This is a genomic window from Clostridium sp. AUH-JLR23 (assembly GCF_964238065.1).
Taxonomy (GTDB): domain Bacteria; phylum Bacillota_I; class Bacilli_A; order Erysipelotrichales; family Coprobacillaceae; genus Allocoprobacillus; species Allocoprobacillus merdigallinarum.
On sequence record NZ_CAXSKY010000004.1, the window covers coordinates 100,771 to 123,058 of the forward strand.

The window sequence follows — 22,288 nt, forward strand, 5'->3', positions numbered from 1 at the left end:
CACTTTTTTGAAAATATTCTAATGAAATAATTTTATATAGCTTTTATATAACGTTCAAAATTATCACTTAAATATTCCTGAACGAGTGCATTGAGCTTTGAATCAATATCTAAAATACGTTGATGATTGACTGTAGGATTAATATATCTTTTTTTAGCGTTCACCTTTAAATATCCAGTTTGAGGAAATGAAGATCTCAGAACTTTATGAAAGTGTGTATAATTTTCATAAAGTTCTTTTGTTAAGGAATGACTTATTAATTTTTGGATAACTTGTGTTTCGGTTGTATATAAATCATCATATGAACAAACATGATGATTTATAGCTAAACGCATTAATCTTGCAAGATATTCCATACAATAACGATTTTCATCACTTGTATAACATAAACTGCATTTCAACATCACTTGAGTAAATAGTCTAGCTATCTTGAAATCATCAAAAATCAATTCGTCTTTGGAATCATTGACTTGAACATGTTTATAAATATTGCCTATTTCTTCTTTAGTCATTATTTTATAATAGACTGCATTTGATAATGTATATTCTAAACGATCAGCTGATAATTGGGGTGTATCATTATCAGCAATGGGATAATCATGATAATTCATGACTTTATCACTATCAATATGATAATATTCAAAAATAGATTGAAGTTCTAAACTCTTTTGAATCATTTCCTCTGTTAAATTTTCTGTTGTTTCTTGATGTATATAATCATGATACATAAAATCAATCACATGAGCAAATACAGGTGTGGCTATATCATGAAGTAATGCAGCAATCGTTTGATGTTTATCGTGTGTAAAATGATAAACAATCAAAGCGACTCCTATACTATGATTATATCTTGATACACCTCGACAATCTTTAAATGGTTCAAACTGAGTATACTCCATACCACAATTCATACCCACATCTTTCAATCTTTGAAAAAGAGATGTTTTCATTATATCCTGTACATAATCAGGAATAAATTCATGATATAAATTATAAAGACTGTTACTCATGAAATAAAGCTCTGCCAATTCTGACTATTGTTGCCCCTTCTTCTAAAGCAATCTGATAGTCTTGTGACATACCCATTGATAATTCATGTAATGGATATTGTGGATATGTTTCTTTTAATCTTTCTAATAATTCTCTTGTCTGTCTAAAATAAATACGTGTATCTTCTGGTTCAATATTTGGTGCCATCATCATCAGTCCATCAACAATCAAAGATGGACATTTCATCAAATAATTCATCACTTCATCCATTTCTTCTATATCAAACCCATGTTTGCTTTCCTCTCTAGCAATATTTACTTGTAATAATATATGAACTTTTAAATCATGTTTTTTTGCCTGTTTTTCTAATTCATCAATCAAATGATAACTATTCACAGAATGAATCAAATCAACCTTATCAATAATATATTTCACTTTATTCTTTTGTAATGTTCCAATAAAATGCCAATGTCCTTGACCATGATATTGTTCATATTTTTCCAAAAAAGCCTGAACTCTATTTTCTCCAAAATATAAACAACCACATGCTTCCAGTTTTTCTATTTCTTTTTCATCTATATATTTCGTTGCTGCAACAAGTTTAGCTGGTTTCACTTTCTCTAATATTTCTTTTACTGCTTGTTCATTGACATACATAAAAAAGCCTCCCATCTTTATTCGATATTTCTATTATATAATCTTTTTAACATAACTTAAATTATAAAATCATACATTTATCAAAAAGAGTTCATAAAATCGTGTTATAATGGATGCATAAATGAGGTGAAGTCAATGAATGATTTATTAGAAAGATATCTAGGTGCTGTGTGTTCTTATTTTTTTGGAAGAAAACGCCAATATGTTTATCATGATTTAAAAACTCAAATCAGTCAATCGGTACATCAATATGAAGATATGGAAGACTTATTAATGAGTTATGGACATCCACTAAGTGTTGCTTACTCATATGGTTATCGTCCTACAATTTATCATCATTTTAATCCTAAAATAGTTAATTTCATTGAAAAACTTGTTTTTTTAATTTCAGGTATTTATCTTTTTTTATCAACCCTTTATTATCTTGAACAATTTGGTTGTTTATCATTTCAATCAACAAACAATGTTGTGACAACAATGAATACTTCATCTATCTTTGAAGCTTTTCTTTCTTATCCAATCATTATAATGATTGGTATCATTGCCATAGCAATCTTAGCTTTAATCATATTGGATAAAAAAGAGCCTATTCCTCAAGATTTAAATCTCCGTTGGAATATACAAGATCTGGATCATTTACCCCATCCATCCCATTATCCAAATCATACTATTGAAACCATCTTTATGATTATATTTATTGCTTTCTTTATCTGTTATGGTTTTTTCTTTTCTAGTGATATTATTATTAAAATACAACATGAATCATATCAAATGATTCATATGATGACTTATTTCTTTCAACCATTTATTATGATCATTATTTTTGATTATTTTATAGATATGACCAAAAAAATATATACTAAGAAATATTTAAAATATAGCTTTATTACTAATTTATTTACTATTGTTTCTTTAACAATCTTTGTTGTGAATTCTCATTTTTTAAGTCAATATTTATTACCTATAAATACAAATTTTCAATATATTCTTGTTAATGCATTTATTATTACAGCTTTATTCTTTATCTACTTTATTTCATTATATAAATTAGTGAGAAACATAAAATCATATCGTTTCTTATTTAAAAAATAGACCATAGAAATGATTCCATTTCTATGGTCTTGTGTTTTTATCTTATTTTTGTACCATTTGGTAAGTTTTCTACAGACACAAGTTCTAACATTTTTTTCTTAGATCCTGCAAGAATCATACCTTGAGATTCAACACCTCTTAATTTTGCAGGTTTCAAGTTAGATACAACAATAACTTTCTTACCAATCATATCTTCTGGTGTATAGAAATCTGCAATACCACTGACAATCTGTCTTGTTTCTTTACCAATATTGATTTGAGAAACTAACAGCTTATCAGCATCAGGATGTTTTTCACATTTTTCAACTGTACCTACAACTAGTTCAATCTTCGCAAAATCATCAATTGTAATTTGATTGTCATCCTCTTGTTTTTCTTCTTTTTGAGGATATAAAGCTGCTACTTTCTTTTCTACTTCTTTAGGATCTAATCTTGCAAATAACTGTTGAGGTTTTTCAGTGACTTTTGTTCCTTCTTGATATAAACCAAAAGTATTTAAGTCTAAGAAGTTTCTTTGATCTGTATTGATTTGATCTAAAATCTTTGTAGATGTAGAAGGCATATATGGTTCTAATGCAATAGCAGCAAAACGGATGGCTTCAATTAAGTTATAAAGAACTGTTGCGAGACGATCTTTCTTGCTTTCATCTTTTGCAAGTGCCCAAGGCATTGTATCATCAATATATTTATTTGTTCTTCTTAGTAATACAAAGATTTCATCTAAGGCTTTAGATGCTTTAAATTCATCCATGTAAGCCTGAACTTTCTTTGGCATAGCTAAAGCAATTTCTTTTAATTCATCATCAACAGGTTCACTCACACCTGGATTTGTCACAATACCATCAAAATATTTATTTGTCATGGCAATTGTTCTATTGACTAAGTTACCTAAAATATTAGCTAAATCAGAATTAATACGTTCAACTAATAAATCCCATGTGATACTTCCATCATTGTCATAAGGAATTTCATGTAAAACATAGTATCTGACAGCATCGACACCAAAGATTTTAACCAAATCATCTGCATAGATTACATTTCCTTTAGATTTAGACATTTTACTTTCACCTTGTAATAACCAAGGATGTCCAAAAACTTGTTTTGGTAAAGGAATATCTAAAGCCATCAACATAATAGGCCAATAAATCGTATGGAATCTCACGATATCTTTACCAATTAAATGTAAATCTGCTGGCCAATATTTCTTATATAATTCACCATGATTTCCATCAACATCATAGCCAAGTCCTGTAATATAGTTTGTTAAAGCATCAATCCATACATACACAACATGTTTAGGATCAAAGTCTACAGGGATAGACCATTTGAATGAAGTACGTGAAACACATAAATCCTGTAAACCTGGTTTTAAGAAGTTATTCATCATTTCATTTTTTCTTGAAACAGGTTGAATAAATTCAGGGTGCTCTTCAATATGTTGAATTAAACGATCAGCATATTTAGATAATTTAAAGAAATAAGCTTCTTCTTTCGCATCATGAACTTCTCCACCACAATCAGGACATTTTCCATCAACCAATTGAGATTCAGTAAAGAATGATTCACATGCTGTACAATATTTACCTTCATAATGTCCTAGATAAATATCTCCTTGATCATATAATTTCTTAAAGATTTTTTGCACTTGTTTCACATGGTATTCATCTGTTGTTCTCATGAAACGATCATATGTTGTATCCATCATATCCCAAATTTCTTTGACAACAGCTGCTTTTTCATCAACAAATTGTTTAGGCGGAATACCAGCTTCTTGAGCTTTTAACTCAATCTTTTGCCCATGTTCATCAGTTCCAGTCTGAAAATAAACATTGTATCCTTCCTGTCTTTTACTTCTTGCGATAGCATCAGCTAAAATAATTTCATATGTATTTCCAATATGAGGTTTTCCTGAAGTATAAGTAATCGCCGTCGTTAAATAATAATCTTTTGGATCTTTCATCATATCTCCTCCTTCAAAATAAAAAACGTCCTTATAAAAGGACGTATTATACGCGGTACCACCTTTTTTTATATCTGTCGATATACCCTCAAAACTTTAACGCAGTTAACGTTTATCTCTCACTATTCAAGATAACAGCTCCCAGCCCATCTTCATAAAAGTTATGTCCTGATTTGCACCAACCATCAGTTCTCTACAACGCCCTTTTAATCTCTGCTGTTCTTTGCCTTTTTTATACTCTTAAACATTATCAAATATTTTTTTTAAAGTCAATAAAGTTTCATAACTATTTTTATAAACCACAAAATAGAGATCTATCTTTTCTATTTAAATAAACGAAATAAATGATTTCATTACAGTTCTAATGATATAATGAAATTAATAAGAATAGAAAGGACTGATTTTATGGGTTTATTTAACAAAAAGAAAAAAACTGTCAATTGGGATGATGCTTATAAAGCTAAACCTCATTTTTATAAGCAATCTGATGGGAGTGTATTTGGTGCGATGAGTTTAACTGAAGGTGTGAAAACAATGTTCTTAAAACAGCCTCAAATACATTTTGAGGTTGAAGGTCAGCGTATATCACAATGGAGAATCGCTCTTATCAGCACGACAAATGATTCGATGATAGGTCAAATGGATTATGGAACATGTCTTAAAAAATTACAGCCTTATATCCTTGCTGAAGATAGCAATTTTATTTTAGTAAGAGGATTAACTTTAGATGAATTGAAGAGTCTATAAAATAACTTATAACAATTATAATATTTTGATTATTTGAACAATCTTATAAATACAAATATTGAACACATGAAAGGAAGGTAAAAAAATGATTTTAGGTATTATTTTAGAGTTCATTGTTGTTTCTTGTATCATAATAAAGATTTTAAACATAAAGTATCGTAATTAAAGTTATCTTAAAAAAGCCAATTCTCTTTTCACTGCTTTATTATTGATTTATCTACTGATTATCAACACGCAAAGAGATAGTGTCATCTCTTTTATTTCTTCTTATTCTATTATATATATCATAACTTTGATTATTTATATTGTTCTTATCATTATTGAAACCATAAACACGATGAAGGGAAAAGGATAATGTATAAAAAATAATGGTCAAGTTTTATCTTTTTACTATCACTTTTTTAAATGTTATAATATTGATAAGGAGTGAGTGCATATGAAAAAGCTGATTATTTGGGTTGTGATGCAGTTTTTATATCGTGGTATGAAAGTTCTTTATCATGATGATCCACGTATGAAAGAAGAATTAGATGGATGGAAACAAGATAAATTTTTAACATTACAAGTCATGCATGGACCTTCCATCACAATCAAATACACATATCAAAAAGGATTACAGAAAGTCAAAAATGTAAAACCTGATATTTGTATTACCTTTAAAAGCATTCAGACAGCTTTGCTTGTTTTTACAGGTATGATGAGTGTCAAAAGTGCTTATTTAGAACATCGTTTTTCTTTAAGAGGAGATGTTTTTGAAAGTATGAGATTTGTCAGATGTGTTGATTTGGTGGAAACTTATCTTTTCCCTCGTTTTATGACAAAACGTATTTTAAATCATCAGGAAAAGAAATATAAACCGACTTTATTGATTTATATAAAAGCTTTATTTGCTTAGGAGGGATCATTATGTATTTTGAATTTGTCAATAAAACAAAGGTATGTGCTGGGCAAAATGCTTTAAGCCAACTTGAATACGAATGTCAACAATATCATATGAAACATCCTCTAATTTTAACAGACCATGTTTTATATCAACTCAAATATGTTGATATTCTTACCAAACATTTATCATTAGATTATAGTCTATATACAGATATTCCTGTTGATTCTTCTATTCATACAATTGAAGATATTCAAGATTATTATATTAAAGAAAATTGTGATGGATTGATTGCTTTAGGTGGTGGAAGTGTTCTAGATACTGCTAAAGGTGTTTATTTGATGTTATCACAGGAATGTGAATCCATTGAAGATATTTTAGGTTTTGAAGATTTAAAACTTGGTCAAGATGTGCCATTCTTTGCTATTCCAACAACAAGTGGGACTGGTAGTGAAGCGACATGTGTCGCCGTAGTCAGTCATCCTGAAAAGCAAGTCAAACTGGAAATCATCTCACAGCACATTCAAAGTCATGTGGCTTTTCTTGATCCTGTTTTAACACAAAATCTTCCATTAAAAACAACAGCTTCTACTGGTATTGATGCTTTAACACATGCGATTGAAGCTTACACATGTTCACAAAAAAATCCTATCAGTGATGCCTATGCAATTTTAGCTATCCAAACCATATCACAAAATATTTTAAAAGTTGTTGAAAACCCTAAAGATGAAAACATTCGACTGAATTTAGCTTTAGCTTCTTATGAAGCAGGATGTGCTTTTTCAAATTCAATGGTTGGTATTGTTCATGCGATTGGACATGCTTTAGGAGCTGTCTGCCATGTAGCTCATGGAGATGCCATGAGTATGCTGCTTGTCCCTTGTATGCGTTATAATCTTGAAATCAATAAAGACTTATATGGGGATTTGTTATTATATCTTGGACAAAAAGAACTTTATAGTCAAACACCAAAGGAGCAGTTAGGACAAAAGGCGATTGATTATATTGCAAGTTTATTACAAACTTTACATGAAAAGACAAATCTTCCTGTATCACTGGAAAGTGTTGAAAGTTTGCCTGAAAATATCAATGAAGTGGCTGAGAAGGCTTTAAATGATGGAGCTTTAATAGTCAATAACAAATATGCAAATAAACAAGATATTATCAATATATTGGAGGGTCATTATGGATATTAAAGAATTAGTGAAAACTCAACGTGAATTTTATCAGACACAATATACTAAAGATATTAATCATAGAATACAGACTTTAAAAGCTTTGAGAACTTGGATTTTAGAACATCAAAATCGTATTATTGAAGCCTTGAAAAAAGATTTGAATAAAGATGCTGTCGAATCTTATATGTGTGAAATTGGTTTGGTTTTAAGTGAATTAAACTATCAGTTAAAACATATTAAAAAATGGAGTCGCAATAAATATGTCTGGACGCCAATCTCTCAATTCTATGGAACAAGCTTTGAATCTTATGAACCTTATGGTGTGACATTGATTATGAGTCCTTGGAATTATCCTTTCATGTTATCAATTGAACCAGCAGTTGGCGCTATTGCAGCTGGAAATACTGTCATTATTAAACCAAGTGCTTATGCTCCAAATGTTTCACATGTGATTAAACAAATGGTGAGTGAAAGCTGCGATGAAAGATATGTGGCAGTTGTTGAAGGTGGAAGAGCTGAGAATACAGAACTTTTGGAACAACGTTTTGATTATATTTTCTTTACAGGTAGTGTGAATGTTGGCAAACTGGTTATGGAAAAAGCGAGTCGTTATTTAACACCTGTAACTTTAGAATTAGGTGGGAAAAGTCCTTGTATCGTTGATGATGATAAGAGCTTAAAACTGGCTGCTAAACGTATTGCTTTTGGTAAGTTTTTAAATGCTGGTCAGACATGTGTGGCTCCTGATTATTTATTAATCAAAGACAAATATAAAGATCAGTTCATTCAATATATGAAAGATGCTATTCATGAATTCTTTGGTGATCAACCTTTACAAAATCCTCAACTTGTTAAAATTATTAATCAAAAACACTTTGATAGATTATCACATTTATTAGAAAATCAGGATATTGTGATTGGTGGTCATAGAAATCTAGAAACTTTACAGATTGAACCAACGGTTGTTGATCATGTTGATGGAAACAATCCATTAATGCAAGAAGAAATCTTTGGTCCTATTCTTCCTATCTTAACTTATCAAAACATTGATGAAGCTATAGCCTTTATTAATCAAAGAGAAAAGCCACTGGCTTTCTATATCTTCTCTCAAGATAAGGCGATTCAAAAGAAATTATTAAAACATTGTAGCTTTGGTGGTGGATGTATTAATGATACAATTATTCATCTTGCGACAAGTGAATTAGGTTTTGGTGGTGTTGGAAATAGTGGTATGGGATCATACCATGGTAAAAAGAGTTTTGAAACTTTCTCTCATACCAGAAGTATTGTCAAAAAGGCAACTTGGATAGATTTACCAATGCGTTATTATCCTTATAATTCAATGAAAGATAAACTGATCAGAATGTTTCTCAAATGATTTCACATATTGTTAATATTGATTTAAAATATAATATATATCATATATATAAATACAACATAAAGGGGGAAATATAATGAAGTGTCCTGTATGCAAAGATGTGACATTACTGATGTCAGAAAAACATGGTATTGAAATTGATTATTGTCCTGAATGTCGTGGAATTTGGTTGGATCGTGGTGAACTTGATAAAATTATTGAACGAGCTTCAGGAGAACAAAAACAGCATTCATCTAAAGATTATGAAAAATCACACAAAAAGAAGAAAAGTTCTACTTTAATTGATATTCTTGAAATCTTTGGTGGAGAATAAAAGCTGTCAGGGATAAGTGAAATGCTTATTCCGACAGCTTTTTTTAGTCTTCTAATTGTGATGTACAATGAGGACAACGTGATGCCTCAATATGAATTTCTGATTTACAAAACGGACAAATTTTCTTATCAGGAATAACTTCATCCTCTTTTTTACCAATGCTCATGAGTTTATTCACAGCCTTCATAATACAAAATAAAACAAAAGCCATAATAAAGAAATTTACTAATGATGAAAGAAATGCTGATGCAAAACCTGCAATATCCTGTAAAGTATATATTTTTCCACCAGTGACAAAATTCAAAATAGGGTTAATAAAATTGTCAGTTAAAGAGGTCACAATGCCAGTAAAAGCTCCCCCTATAATAACCCCAATAGCCATATCAAGCATATTTCCACGTAAAGCAAACTTCTTAAATTCATTCATAAAATTCTTCATATCTTCACCTACTTTTTCATAGAATAACATATTCCAACAAGAAAATACAGAATATCTTATCGTAAAAAAAGTCAAACAATATCATGTCTGACTTTAATTATTAACCCCATGATGTGGAGTAAATGATGTATCATCTATTCCTTTAAATGTATAACCTAATTTTTGATAATGTTCTATAATTTTTGGTAAAGCTTCTACAGTTGTTGATTTCGCAGCTGTATCATGCATTAATAAATTAATATTTTTCGCTTTACTTTGGGTTGCATTTTTCACAATGACAGAAACAGGTCTGTTATTTCCAGCAGCATCTGTTGAATCTGCATTCCAGTCATAATATTGATATCCTCTATTTTGAACTTCTGATACTAAAGTTGTCATCAAACCTTTACTATATTTTGCTGATTTGGTATTAGAACTTCCCCCAGGGAAACGAATATATTTAGGTACAAAACCAATTTGTTCTTTAACCATTTGTCCAATTTTATTTAAATCATCAAAATAAGCATCCATTGATGAATAAACTTCCTTATAATCATGACTATAGGTATGTAATCCTATCGTATGTCCTTTTTCATAAGCTTCTTTAATATACTTATTACATTTTTTATTGTTACCAGTCACAAAGAATGTTGCTTTCGCATCATATTTATCCAATATATCAATAATTTTCTTGGTATTTTCAGATGGTCCATCATCAAATGTTAAATATACAATTTTCTCTTCACTTGATGGAACAGCCTTTGATACAACCTTTTCAAGTACTTCAATTTGTCTTGCAAAAACATTTTCATTTCCACTTCTATCTTTAACAGTATATTTAACTGTATATGTTCCAGCTTTCTTCAAATTGACATCACTTGAATCTACAGTAATTTTTGGACTAGGATCTCGATTATCTTTAGCAGTTAAACCTGAAAGATAATCAACATCTCCATTAACTTTTACAGTTAAATCATGTAATCCTGTTAATTCTGGTTTTTCAGTATCCTTGACAATATTGACTTCTATCTCTTTCTCTGTTTTATTGCCACCTTCATCTTCCACAACAACAGTGACATTTTGTTTACCTTCTTTTGTAAAGTTATAATCTTTTTTAAAATATGCTTTTGTTTTTGTTGCATCTTTAATGTCTGAAACAACATCTTTAACATCTACTTTCATACCAACATCTATATCTAAATTTTTAACTTTAAAAGTAGGTGCATGTGTATCTACAACTTTAACAGTTAAATCATATTTTTTATCATTTAATGCATACTGGATAGTATATTCACCTAATTTTTTTGTATCCACTTGACTTGCATCAATTTTTACATCGCTGCTTTTATATTTTCCATGTATCTCTTCTATATAAGAAGTTGGATCAATACTTTCATTTATTTCTACTTCAACAGGATTTTTCTTAAATGCAATCAAAGGTTTATTGAACATTTTAAAGATAAAAAACACAACTGTAACAATACATAATATTCCAACCAATAATATAGCTTTTTTCTTTATATCCTTTTTTAATTTTAGACTCATATATAACACCTTTCCACGTTTTTCATGATATCAAATTGTTATGAATTTCTTGTGGATATTTCTACTTATTTGTATTATTTTGTGCTGAATCTTTTAAAAGATGAGTTTGAACTTCATCAATAATTCCATTTGCTATAGCTTCTCCCATTTTTTGTAATTTTTCATTATCACTCAAATAACTATAGTCATTTTTATTATTGAGATATCCCATTTCAATCAAAACAGACGGTACTGTATTATCTCTTAAAACTTGTAGAGATTTCCCTCCATCTATAATACCTCTTTTTTTTGAATAATTTAATGTTTCCATATGTTTTCCAATATTTTGAGCTAATGATTCGCTCTCATTATTTTTTTTATAAATTTCAAATCCAGAAACTTCATCAGATTCATCAAATGAATTCACATGAACAGATACAAAATAGTGTGCATTATTTTCAGCACTTGTCGCTGCTCTTTTCTTTAAATCTTCTATTTTATTATTAGATAAAGAGACATCACTTTCTCTTGTATAGACAGCCTTAATATTGGCTTCTTCTAAGGCTTGACCAATCGCTTTTGCAGTTGTTAATGTTATATCCTTTTCTAAGACATCATTGACATTAGCGCCTGGATCCCAATCTCCATGTCCAGGATCTAATACAACTGTTGCTATATATTCTTTAACCTTTTCTTCCTCTTTTTCTTGGACAACTTCTTGTTGAACTTCAGGTTCTAATAAAGAAGAAATTGTATGAATCATCCAAGATGTTCCTTTATAAATACCAAAACATATAACTAATGCTAATACACAAACAATAATCACTCTATCTTTTCTAATTCTTTTCTTTTTTCTAACCACTTTTTCACTTCCTTTGCAATCGTTGTTATTTTATCATTTTTTGTCGTATAATCAAATGTTTTCCATAAAAAAATCATATTGACTCTCATCAATATGATTTATTTCTTTGATTCTATAAGTTGAATCGCTTCATCAAGAACCTTTTTCCCATTCATCATCCCATAATCTTTCATATCAATAACGGCAATAGGTTTATTTTCATCAAATAATGAACGAATATGTTCTTCCTGAAAACGAACTTGAGGTCCTAACATGATTGCATCAGCATCTTGACCATATTGAACTGTATCTGCAATTGGTCTGGCTTCAATATCAACATCTAATTGTCTTTCTTTAGCAGCAGCTAACATTCTTTCAACTAACAAACTTGTTGACATTCCTGCTGAACATACTAGTAAAATTTTCATAAGCATTCCTCCATTTATTATGATAACAATTTCAAAGGAAGTTGTAAAATTTTTTAATCAGTTTTTGAAAAAAACATAGAGATAACTCTATGTTTGATGTGTTGTTTTCACATTTATTCTTGTTATTGCTTTTTTCAATGCAATTTCAGCACGTAAAACATCAATGTCCTGTGGTGTTTTTAAACGATCCTCTGCTCTCTTTTTAGAATTTTGAGCACGTAATAAATCAATTTCATCACTTGATTCAATAGCACTTGTGATAATGGTTGTATCTTCTTCACCCACATAAACAAAACCACCTGCAATCGCAAAATAATGTTTATCATGATGAGAATCAACATAGTTCATTTCTGATATATCTATGCTACTGGCTAGAGGAATATGATGGGCAAGTATACCAATTTGCCCTGTTGTTGTTCGTAGATTTAGCATTTCAACATCTACTTCCTGATAAACACCTTTAGGTGTTACAATCTTTAATTTAAATGTTGTCATCTGTTAAAGTTTTTGCTTTCTCAACTGCTTCTTCAATAGATCCGACATTATGGAAAGCCTGTTCAGGTAAATGATCCCATTTTCCTTCAAGAATTTCTTTAAATCCTTGAATTGTATCTTGTACACGAACATATTTTCCTTCTAATCCCGTAAACTGTGAAGCAACAGTAAATGGTTGTGATAAATAATTACGAACACGTCTTGCTCTAGCAACTGTGACTTTATCTTCTTCACTTAATTCATCCATACCTAAAATGGCAATAATGTCCTGTAAATCCTGGAATCTTTGAAGAATCTGTTGAACACCATGAGCAACTTCATAATGTTCTTTTCCGACAATCAATGGATCCAATGCACGTGATGATGAATTCAATGGATCAACGGCTGGATAAATACCCAACGCAGCAATAGAACGATCTAAGACAACTTTTGCATCTAAGTGAGCAAATGTTGTTGCTGGAGCAGGGTCTGTTAAATCATCTGCCGGAACATAGACAGCCTGAACTGATGTAATAGACCCTTTCTTTGTCGATGTAATACGTTCCTGTAATTGTCCCATTTCTGTAGCTAAAGTAGGCTGATATCCTGCTTGTGATGGAACACGTCCTAACAATGCTGACACTTCTGAACCTGCCTGAGTAAAACGGAAAATATTATCAATAAACAATAAGACATCCTGATGTTGTTCATCTCTAAAATATTCTGCCATTGTCAATCCAGTTAAACCTACTCTTAAACGTGATCCTGGCGGTTCATTCATTTGTCCAAAGACAAGTGTTGTTTTATTTAAAACGCCACTTTCCTTCATTTCATAATACAAATCATTACCTTCTCTTGAACGTTCTCCAACACCTGCAAATACAGATAAACCACCATGTTGCGTCGCAATATTATTAATCAATTCTTGAATTAAAACTGTTTTTCCAACACCGGCACCACCAAATAAACCAATCTTTCCACCTTTGATATAAGGACAAATTAAATCAATAACTTTAATCCCTGTTTCTAAGATTTCTGTTTCTGTTTTTTGATCAGCATATGTTGGAGCATTACGATGAATTGGCATTTTTTGAATATCTGAAGGTAATGCCTCTTTTTCATCAATCGGTTGCCCTAGTACATTAAACATTCTTCCCAATGTTTCATTTCCTACTGGTACACAAATAGGATGCTCAGTATCTTTGGCTTCCAAACCTCTTTTTAAACCATCAGTAGACCCCATCGCAATACAACGAACCACATCATCACCAATGTGTTGTGCGACTTCTACTGTCAATAATTCGCCATTATTATCAATTTCAATAGCAGTATTTAATGCTGGTAAATGTCCATCATCAAAAGCAATATCAACAACTGGACCTACCGCACGTACGATTTTTCCTATATTTGACATGCTGCACCTCCTTATTAAGCATTGGCTCCTGCCACGATTTCACTAATTTCATTCGTAATAGCACTTTGCCTTGCCTGATTATATTTCAATAATAATTCTTCTATTAAATCTTCTGCATTATCTGTAGCATTTTCCATAGATGTTCTTCTTGAAGCATTTTCACTTGTCACTGATTCTACCAAATATCCATAAATAACTGACTGTAAATACATAGGTATCAAATCATTCAAAACAGCTTCTGGACTTGGTTCAAATAAAGTCGCTTTTTTAGTTAAAGTCATATTTTCAAAATCCTGTGTATGAACAGGCAATAAATCCATCACACATGGCTGGAATGTCAAGTTATTAACAAACTTTGTATAAATCATTTGAATACTTGCAATCTCTTGATTTTGATAACGTTTTGTTAATTCATGAACAAGTCTAATGACATCTTTGAAATCTAATGTTGAATTTAATTCTACATATTGTGAATGATAGTCAATATGATGATGCGCTAAATAGCTTGCACCTTTACTACCAATCATATAAATTTCATCATCTGGCTTTAAACATTCAACCATGGTTTTAAAAACATTTGCATTATAACCACCACATAGTCCTAAACTTGATGTGACAATAATATAAATATGTTTTCCTGCCTGATTTTCTATTAAATATGGACTTTCCACCATACCTTTATTGCTTTCTAAGATTTGTCCTACCGTTTCTTGAATTTTACTATAGTAAGGTCTTAATTCATCCATCTGATTTCTTGCTTTTCTCAACTTAGAAGTTGCGACAAGCTGCATTGCTTTTGTAATTTTCTTTGTTGATTCAACGGATTTTATACGTCTTTTAATAGACTGCATATCATTAGCCATAAACTAACCTTCCTTATTCACTTTTAAGAAATTTTCTACAAAAGCATTGATAACATCTTTCATTTTTAAAGATAATTCATCGCTGATTGATTTTTGTTGTTGAATATCTGTTATCATTTCAGGATGTTGGTTTTGAATATTTTGATAAAGTTCATCCATGAATTGATTGATTTTAGCAACTGGAATTTGTTTTGTATAACCATATTTTAAAGCAAATAATGTGATAACCTGCTGATCTACACTATGTGGAGAATATTGAGCCTGTTTTAAAACTTCTCTCACTCTTTGTCCATGTTCCAAAGTTGCTTTTGTCGCAGCATCCAAATCACTACCAAATTGTGCAAATGCCTGCATTTCACTATATTGTGCAAGTTCTAATTTTAAAGAGCTTGATACTTGTTTCATAGCCTTAATCTGTGCTGATGAACCAACACGACTGACAGATAATCCAGTGTCAATAGCCGGTCTTATTCCTGAGTTAAATAAATCCTGTTGTAAGAATATCTGTCCATCTGTAATAGAAATCACATTTGTTGGAATATATGCTGAAATATCCCCTGCCTGTGTTTCAATAATTGGTAAAGCTGTAATTGATCCTCCCCCATGTTCATCATCTAAACGACAAGCTCTTTCCAGTAATCTTGAATGTAAGTAGAATACATCACCTGGATAAGCTTCACGTCCTGGTGGTCTTTTTAATAATAAAGAGACTGTACGATAAGCAACCGCATGTTTAGATAAATCATCATAAACAATCAAGACATCTTTACCTTCTTCTAGCCATTCTTCTGCCATAGCACATCCTGCATAAGGCGCAATATATTGAACAGGAGCTAATTCACTGGCCCCAGCAGATACAACAGTTGTATATTCCATTGCTCCACCTTGACGTAATTTTTCAACAATTTGAGCAACAGTAGAATTCTTTTGCCCAATAGCAACATAAATACAATAAATATTCTGTCCTTTTTGATTTAATATTGTATCAATCGCAATAGCTGTCTTTCCTGTTTGTCTATCACCAATAATTAACTCACGTTGACCTCTACCGATAGGAATAATTGCATCAATACATGTAATTCCTGTCTGAAGTGGCTGATCAACAGATTTTCTTGCCATAACACCTGGTGCAATCTTTTCAATAGGACGTGTATGCTGATAAACAATTTCTCCTTGTCCATCAATAGGTTGTCCTAATGGATTGACAACACGCCCTAATAATCCATCACCAACAGGGACTTCAATAATTCGTCCTGTTCTTTTGACTTCATCGCCTTCTTTGATAGAACCTTCATCACCAAGTAAAACAGCACCTACAGCATCTTCTTCTAGATTCATAACCATTCCATAAACATTACCAGGAAATAACAACAATTCTCCTAACATGGCATTATCTAAACCATGAATCAATGTTACACCGTCACCTACTGTCATAACAGTTCCAACATCTTTTGATTCTATTTGATCTGCAAAATGTTTAATCTGTTCCTTAATTAACGAACTAATCTCATCTGGTCTTAAATCCACACTTTCACCTACTTTCTTAATAATTCCTGTTTCAATAATCCCATCTTATAAGATATAGAATTATCATATACATGATGATCAATCTCAACTTTAATTCCACCAATTAAAGATGGATCGATCGCTTGTTTTAATAAGACTTTCTTGTTTGTCTTCATAGACATGGCTTCTTGAATTTTCTCTATTTCTGCTTGAGAAAGTTCATAAGCACTCCATACTTTTCCAACTTGAATACCCAAGTATTCATAACATAAATTTTGAAATTGATGACAAATCAAAACAATATATTTGATTCTTCTTTTTTTAATCAGCAATAAAAGAAATTGATAGACATATGTTTCAATTTGTCCTTTTAAGCATTGATTCAATACCTGATATTTATCTTCATCATGAATCGCAACATGACTAAAAAACTGTAAAATACTTTGATCATGAAAGATATCTTCAACTTTCTCCATATCTTTTTGATATGTTTTGACAGCATTTTCCTCTTTTGCTAAAGCAAATAATGCTTCAGCATATCTTTTTGCAATGGTATCCATTAATGAACAACCTGATCAACAAAATCTTCTACCATTTGTTGATTTTCCTTTGAATTCATTTCTTTACTCATTACTTTTGTTGCTGCCTCAATAGCTATATTAACCATTTCTTTCTTCATGTCTTCTCTAGCCTGTTGTTTTTCAACTTCAATTTCTCTTTCTGCCTGTTCTAGCTTACGAGCAGCTTCTTCTTTTGCCTTTGCAACTAAATCTTCATGAATTTTTAAAGCATCATTTTTAGCCTGTTCAATAATATCATGATACTCTTTAGCAGATTGACGTGCCTGTTCTTCACTTTCTAACATAAGCTGCTTTGCTTTTTGCTGAGATGTTTTTGCATCCTGAATTTGTGATTCGATAAAATCAGCACGTTTTTGAAAATACTTTTGTGTTGGAGCCCAAAAGAACTTTCTAAAAATAATCAATAAAACACCTGTGGATAATAATTGAATCACGATTGTCGCAAGATTAGGGAATAATTTCCCTGCAACATCAATACTCATTGTATGCCTCCCTTCTTATAAAAAGCCAGTCACCTTTTTATAAATATAAAGCTGGGAATACGAAAATTAAAATAATTGAAATCAATAATCCATAAATAGCAACTGTTTCAGTTAATGCGATACCTAAAATCATCATTGTTCTGATTTTACCTTCAGCTTCTGGATTTCTACCTACTGCTTCAACTGCTTTACTTGCAGCAATACCTTCACCAATACCTGTACCTAAACCTGCACATACTGCAATTCCTGCAGCGATTGCAACTAAACCTAAATCTGTCATATTTTATTTACCTCCATTATATTTTTTTAATTATCAAAACTATATTTATAGTTAAGATCAATCTTCATTTTCCATCATGATTAATATAGATGAAATTGTTACAAACACTAATGTCTGAATAACACCAGCAAATAAATCAAAATAAACATGGAACACTGGCGCAATAACTGGTCCTAAAAAATTAACTGTCGTTGGAATAATTAAACTTGATAACCAACCTGTAAACTGATAAAGCAACGACATTAAAATACTACCACTTAAAATATTACCAAAAATACGGAATGATAACGATATTAAGGGAGCTATTGTTCCAAAGATATTCGTTGGTGGCCAAACATTACCCTTGATATATTCTTTAATTCCTTTTTTTCGAATTGCGTTAAACTGTATCAAAACAAATGTAATAATTGTCATAGCCAACGTAATAGAATAATTGGATGTTGGTGCATCAAAACCAATTAATCCACTAATATTAGCAACAATCAGATAACAAAACAGCATTGCAAAATAAGGATAATAGTTCTTTTCAAAACGACTAGGCATAATTGATTTCAAATAGTTATAAATCATTTCTACACCTGTTTCAACGACCAGAACTAAACCTTTAGGTCTTTTGGTTGCATCTGCTAATGCAATCTTTCTTCCTGCATAAATAAAAAAGACTGCTAACATGGCCATGATAATTAAAGAAAATATCAATTCTGTCTGAATCACTATATGCATCTATTTCATCTCCTTTCTTGTTTTTAAATTTAACCAATGAATTGTGATAGGTGTAATCAAATAACCAAAAAACACACTCAAAAGATGAACGTATTCTTTCCATATAACAGCTATCATAAATCCTACAATCATCAAAAATAATTTTAACATAAACATCAATATAATTAATAAAATATGATGTCCTTCCTGCAAAATAGTATGACTAAATTTAATCGTCAATATAAAATTGATATAACAAATTATATATCCAACAATGACTCCTAAAGGATAGGCCATATTCTTCAATATTAAACCTATCAAACAAAAAAAGAGCAACATGATTAAAAAGATTTTTTTAGACTCTGTTTGAACATCTTTTTCATTCACATTGCTCACTCCTTATTTTAACACTATCTTGATTATACCGTGGATAATCAAAAATAACAAATCTTTTGATTACAAGATATAGTTCAAAAGTCATTTCTTTTTAGTATTTGTCAAGATAACTTAAATCATACCATTATTCACACTATACAATTTTGACATATAGCTAATCTGTTCCAAACAAACGATCTCCAGCATCTCCTAATCCTGGCACAATATAGCCTTTATCGTTCAGTTTCTCATCTAGTGCTCCAACAATTAAATCCACATCAGGATGCTCAGTTTCAATCACCTGAATACCTTCTGGAGCAGCAACAAGACAAGCAAATTTAATATTTTTAGCGCCTCTTTTTTTAATGTTTGTAATAGCAGCACAAGCACTACCACCTGTTGCTAACATTGGATCAAGGACAATCACATCAGCTTCTTTTAAACATGAAGGAAATTTAGCATAATATTCCTCTGGCAGTAAAGTTTCTTCATTTCTTGACATTCCTATATGTCCAACTTTGGCTGTTGGTATAATTGTTTTAAAACCATCAACTAAACCAAGACCTGCTCTTAAAATAGGAACCAAAACAATAGGACGGACTAATTTTTTACCAGTCATAGAACATATTGGTGTTTCAATTTCAATATTTTGTAATGGTAAACTCTTTGTCACTTCATAAGCCATTAACATCGCAATTTCATCTAAGTTCTGTCTAAATTCTTTTGTACCTGTTTCTTTATTTCTCATAATGGTCAACTTATGATCAATAAGAGGATGATTTAAAATAATTGTTGCCATTTCTAATCCCTTCTTTCTTTCATTTCTAGTATCATTATATCAAATTATCCCTATAAAGCCTATCTTTATCCATCTTCATGATCAATAATCAAAAAAGAGAAGATTAAACTTCTCTTATTTCAAATATGTTTTATCTTGATACATTGTCACTTTATCAGTTAATGCTTTCACTCTTTTTAAACATTCTTCCTTAACACTATCTGTTTCTTCATTTTTTAAACGATACGCTATAATTTTACCAACTTCTCTAAAATCATTTTCATCAAAACCTTTTGTTGTCATCGCTGGTGTTCCTACACGAATACCACTTGCTTTAAAAGGTTTCTCAGTGTCAAATGGAATCGCATTTTTATTAGCTGTAATATGAATTTCATCAAGCAATCTTTCAGCTTTTTTTCCACTCATACCACAACTTGCTTTAACATCAATTAAAATCAAATGATTATCCGTTCCATCAGCCACTAATCTAAATCCTTCTTCTTTTAAAGATTGTTCTAATGCTTTAGCATTTTTCATAATCTGTTTCGCATAATCTTTAAACTCTGGTTGTAAAGCTTCATAGAAACATGCGGCTTTCGCTGCGATAATATGCATTAATGGACCACCCTGCATACCAGGAAAAACAGCTTTATCAATCGCTTTTCCTAATTCTTCTTTACACATAATGACACCACCACGTGGTCCTCTTAATGTTTTATGTGTTGTTGTTGTGACAACATCAGCATAAGGGAAAGGTGAAGGATGTAAACCAGCAGCAACTAAACCAGCAATATGTGCCATATCTACCATAAATAAAGCACCATTTTCATGAGCAATCTTGGCCATATATTCAAAATCAATAATTCTTGAATAGGCACTCGCTCCTGCAACAACTAACTTTGGTTTGATTTCTTCGACTTTTCTCTTATATTCATCATAATCAATCGTTTCTGTATCACGAGAAACTCCGTAACTATAAAATTCATAATTGATTCCTGAATAATTGAGTGGATGTCCATGTGTTAAATGTCCTCCATCAGCAAGTGACATTCCTAACACTTTATCCCCATGATTTAATAATGCCAAATAAACAGCTGTGTTGGCTTGAGCCCCACTATGAGGCTGAACATTTGCATATTCACAGCCAAATAATTCCTTTAAACGATTGATTGCTAAAGTTTCGACTTCATCTACAAATTGACATCCCCCATAATATCTCTTACCTGGATATCCTTCTGCATATTTATTTGTTAAAACACTTCCAGCTAATTCTAATATTTCTTCTGATACAAAGTTTTCTGAAGCAATTAACTCAATATTATTTCTTTGTCTATTTAATTCTCTTTCAACACTTTCAAAGACTTGTTCATCTCTCATCTTTGCTCACTCTCCAAAGCCATCATTTTGGCAATTCTTTGATCATGTCTACCACCTTCATAATCAGTATGTAGCCACGCATTCAAGATTTCTAATGCTAAACCTTCTCCAATCACTCTTTGCCCCATTGCTAACATATTTGTATCATTATGAGCTCTTGTTGCTTTGGCACTGAACACATCATGAACTAATGCACAACGAATACCTTTGACTTTATTACATGTAATAGAAACACCAATACCTGTACCACAAACGACAACACCTTTTTCACATTCTCCATTTGCGACAGCTTTGGCAGCTTTGGCAGCATAATCAGGATAATCACAGCTTTCCTCATTATATGTTCCAAAGTCTACAACTTCATATCCTTGTTTTTTCATTTCTTCCATTAATACATTTTTTAAACGATATCCTCCATGATCACATGCAACTGCTATTTTCATTTTATTGCCTCCTCTATCTGTTCTTTTGTTATTTTTCCAGCTCTTAATATTTTGATTTCATCTTGACTCACGTCAACAACTGTACTGGCAATGTTATCAGATGTTTTACCATCAACGACTAAATCAATACGTCCGTCCAATTGATTCAATACTTCTTGAGTTGAAGTTGTATTTGAATGTTGAGATAAATTCGCACTTGTGACTAACATAGGTCCTACCTTTTTTAATAAAGATAAAACAAATTCACTATCTGGAATACGTATTCCTATGGTTGATTTTCCATTTGTCATGCTATCATGAACAGATTCTTTTTTCTTAAAAATCAACGTAATCATTCCAGGCATAAATTGATCAATCATCTTTTGTGCCTGTGGACTAATGTAAGCATACTGAGAAATATCTGCTTTATCCGCAACCATCAAAGTAATCGCTTTAGAATAATCTCTATTTTTTGCTTCCATTAAACGCTCTAATGCTTCTTCATCATTAAAATGAATACCTACGCCATAAACTGTTTCAGTAGGAAAAGCAACAATACCACCTTTTTGAATCACATCACAAATTTCATTCATTTGATTTTCTAATACAACTTTTGTCATCTTCATCA

General features: G+C 31.1%; 26 protein-coding genes and 1 other annotated feature. Of the genes, 6 read left to right on the forward strand and 20 right to left on the reverse strand.

Annotated features, from left to right (window positions below):
- Positions 1-32: 32 nt before the first annotated feature.
- Both ACESR5_RS03275 and ACESR5_RS03280 read right to left on the reverse strand, forming a co-directional pair.
- A complete protein-coding gene (locus ACESR5_RS03275; protein WP_087296975.1) occupies positions 33-1,010 on the reverse strand; it encodes an HD domain-containing protein in 978 nt (325 codons plus the stop codon).
- Positions 1,003-1,647, reverse strand: a complete 645-nt coding sequence (locus ACESR5_RS03280; RefSeq protein WP_087296974.1) for a YggS family pyridoxal phosphate-dependent enzyme — start codon at positions 1,645-1,647, stop codon at positions 1,003-1,005. Before ACESR5_RS03280 ends, ACESR5_RS03275 begins: the two co-directional genes overlap by 8 nt.
- 135 nt (positions 1,648-1,782) lie before the next feature.
- Between ACESR5_RS03280 and ACESR5_RS03285 the strand changes: the two genes are divergently transcribed.
- A complete protein-coding gene (locus ACESR5_RS03285; RefSeq protein WP_373154212.1) occupies positions 1,783-2,739 on the forward strand; it encodes a hypothetical protein in 957 nt (318 codons plus the stop codon).
- Between the two features lie 37 nt (positions 2,740-2,776).
- Here ACESR5_RS03285 and metG read toward each other — a convergent pair whose 3' ends face one another.
- Positions 2,777-4,702: a methionine--tRNA ligase gene (gene metG / locus ACESR5_RS03290; protein ID WP_087245138.1), complete on the reverse strand. Its 1,926-nt coding sequence runs from the start codon at positions 4,700-4,702 to the stop codon at positions 2,777-2,779.
- A 31-nt stretch (positions 4,703-4,733) separates the two neighbouring features.
- Positions 4,734-4,932, reverse strand: a binding site (T-box leader).
- A 172-nt stretch (positions 4,933-5,104) separates the two neighbouring features.
- Between metG and ACESR5_RS03295 the strand changes: the two genes are divergently transcribed.
- From ACESR5_RS03295 to ACESR5_RS03315, 5 genes are all read left to right on the forward strand, one after another.
- Complete coding sequence (locus ACESR5_RS03295) at positions 5,105-5,446, forward strand: DUF4299 family protein (protein WP_165352240.1); 342 nt, start codon at positions 5,105-5,107, stop codon at positions 5,444-5,446.
- 436 nt (positions 5,447-5,882) lie between these two features.
- Positions 5,883-6,341 carry a hypothetical protein gene (locus ACESR5_RS03300; RefSeq protein ID WP_087936134.1) on the forward strand — a complete coding sequence of 153 codons (459 nt, stop codon included), beginning with the start codon at positions 5,883-5,885 and terminating at the stop codon, positions 6,339-6,341.
- An 11-nt stretch (positions 6,342-6,352) separates the two neighbouring features.
- On the forward strand, positions 6,353-7,522 hold the full coding sequence (locus ACESR5_RS03305; protein WP_373154216.1) for an iron-containing alcohol dehydrogenase: 1,170 nt from the start codon (positions 6,353-6,355) through the stop codon (positions 7,520-7,522).
- Positions 7,512-8,882, forward strand: coding sequence for an aldehyde dehydrogenase (locus ACESR5_RS03310; protein WP_373154219.1), 1,371 nt, complete (start codon positions 7,512-7,514; stop codon positions 8,880-8,882). Before ACESR5_RS03305 ends, ACESR5_RS03310 begins: the two co-directional genes overlap by 11 nt.
- Positions 8,883-8,958: 76 nt before the next feature.
- Entirely contained in the window at positions 8,959-9,195 is a 237-nt protein-coding gene (locus ACESR5_RS03315) for a zf-TFIIB domain-containing protein (protein ID WP_087296967.1), read from the forward strand.
- A 43-nt stretch (positions 9,196-9,238) separates the two neighbouring features.
- Here ACESR5_RS03315 and mscL read toward each other — a convergent pair whose 3' ends face one another.
- The 17 genes from mscL to ACESR5_RS03400 all read right to left on the reverse strand — a co-directional run bounded on the left by mscL (position 9,239) and on the right by ACESR5_RS03400 (position 22,280).
- Positions 9,239-9,634 (reverse strand): large conductance mechanosensitive channel protein MscL, encoded by a 396-nt coding sequence (gene mscL, locus ACESR5_RS03320; RefSeq protein ID WP_087245145.1) that lies wholly within the window; start codon positions 9,632-9,634, stop codon positions 9,239-9,241.
- A gap of 93 nt (positions 9,635-9,727) precedes the next feature.
- Positions 9,728-11,158, reverse strand: coding sequence for a polysaccharide deacetylase family protein (locus tag ACESR5_RS03325; protein WP_373154223.1), 1,431 nt, complete (start codon positions 11,156-11,158; stop codon positions 9,728-9,730).
- A gap of 61 nt (positions 11,159-11,219) precedes the next feature.
- Positions 11,220-11,999, reverse strand: a complete 780-nt coding sequence (locus tag ACESR5_RS03330) for an N-acetylmuramoyl-L-alanine amidase (RefSeq protein WP_373154226.1) — start codon at positions 11,997-11,999, stop codon at positions 11,220-11,222.
- 98 nt (positions 12,000-12,097) lie between these two features.
- Positions 12,098-12,406, reverse strand: coding sequence for a PTS sugar transporter subunit IIB (locus ACESR5_RS03335; RefSeq protein WP_087245148.1), 309 nt, complete (start codon positions 12,404-12,406; stop codon positions 12,098-12,100).
- An 87-nt stretch (positions 12,407-12,493) separates the two neighbouring features.
- Positions 12,494-12,901 (reverse strand): ATP synthase F1 subunit epsilon, encoded by a 408-nt coding sequence (gene atpC / locus ACESR5_RS03340; RefSeq protein ID WP_191341708.1) that lies wholly within the window; start codon positions 12,899-12,901, stop codon positions 12,494-12,496.
- Positions 12,888-14,294, reverse strand: a complete 1,407-nt coding sequence (gene atpD / locus ACESR5_RS03345; RefSeq protein ID WP_373154229.1) for a F0F1 ATP synthase subunit beta — start codon at positions 14,292-14,294, stop codon at positions 12,888-12,890. Before atpD ends, atpC begins: the two co-directional genes overlap by 14 nt.
- Positions 14,295-14,308: 14 nt before the next feature.
- On the reverse strand, positions 14,309-15,157 hold the full coding sequence (atpG, locus tag ACESR5_RS03350; RefSeq protein ID WP_087296960.1) for an ATP synthase F1 subunit gamma: 849 nt from the start codon (positions 15,155-15,157) through the stop codon (positions 14,309-14,311).
- Between the two features lie 3 nt (positions 15,158-15,160).
- Positions 15,161-16,684: a F0F1 ATP synthase subunit alpha gene (atpA, locus tag ACESR5_RS03355; protein ID WP_373154231.1), complete on the reverse strand. Its 1,524-nt coding sequence runs from the start codon at positions 16,682-16,684 to the stop codon at positions 15,161-15,163.
- An 8-nt stretch (positions 16,685-16,692) separates the two neighbouring features.
- Positions 16,693-17,223: a F0F1 ATP synthase subunit delta gene (locus tag ACESR5_RS03360; RefSeq protein WP_168081579.1), complete on the reverse strand. Its 531-nt coding sequence runs from the start codon at positions 17,221-17,223 to the stop codon at positions 16,693-16,695.
- Positions 17,223-17,726, reverse strand: coding sequence for a F0F1 ATP synthase subunit B (gene atpF, locus ACESR5_RS03365; RefSeq protein WP_087296958.1), 504 nt, complete (start codon positions 17,724-17,726; stop codon positions 17,223-17,225). The genes ACESR5_RS03360 and atpF overlap by 1 nt, the downstream gene beginning before the upstream one ends.
- Positions 17,727-17,763: 37 nt before the next feature.
- The gene (atpE, locus tag ACESR5_RS03370; protein ID WP_087296957.1) at positions 17,764-18,006 is read right to left on the reverse strand and encodes an ATP synthase F0 subunit C; all 243 of its coding nucleotides are present in this window, start codon (positions 18,004-18,006) and stop codon (positions 17,764-17,766) included.
- A gap of 57 nt (positions 18,007-18,063) precedes the next feature.
- Positions 18,064-18,729, reverse strand: coding sequence for a F0F1 ATP synthase subunit A (locus ACESR5_RS03375; RefSeq protein WP_087936123.1), 666 nt, complete (start codon positions 18,727-18,729; stop codon positions 18,064-18,066).
- On the reverse strand, positions 18,730-19,095 hold the full coding sequence (locus tag ACESR5_RS03380) for an ATP synthase subunit I (protein ID WP_087245157.1): 366 nt from the start codon (positions 19,093-19,095) through the stop codon (positions 18,730-18,732).
- A 163-nt stretch (positions 19,096-19,258) separates the two neighbouring features.
- A complete protein-coding gene (gene upp / locus ACESR5_RS03385; protein ID WP_346698052.1) occupies positions 19,259-19,882 on the reverse strand; it encodes a uracil phosphoribosyltransferase in 624 nt (207 codons plus the stop codon).
- A gap of 114 nt (positions 19,883-19,996) precedes the next feature.
- A complete protein-coding gene (gene glyA / locus ACESR5_RS03390; RefSeq protein ID WP_191492983.1) occupies positions 19,997-21,238 on the reverse strand; it encodes a serine hydroxymethyltransferase in 1,242 nt (413 codons plus the stop codon).
- Positions 21,235-21,681 carry a ribose 5-phosphate isomerase B gene (gene rpiB, locus ACESR5_RS03395; protein WP_373154237.1) on the reverse strand — a complete coding sequence of 149 codons (447 nt, stop codon included), beginning with the start codon at positions 21,679-21,681 and terminating at the stop codon, positions 21,235-21,237. Before rpiB ends, glyA begins: the two co-directional genes overlap by 4 nt.
- Positions 21,678-22,280 (reverse strand): L-threonylcarbamoyladenylate synthase, encoded by a 603-nt coding sequence (locus ACESR5_RS03400; protein ID WP_373154239.1) that lies wholly within the window; start codon positions 22,278-22,280, stop codon positions 21,678-21,680. The genes rpiB and ACESR5_RS03400 overlap by 4 nt, the downstream gene beginning before the upstream one ends.
- Positions 22,281-22,288 lie beyond the last annotated feature (8 nt).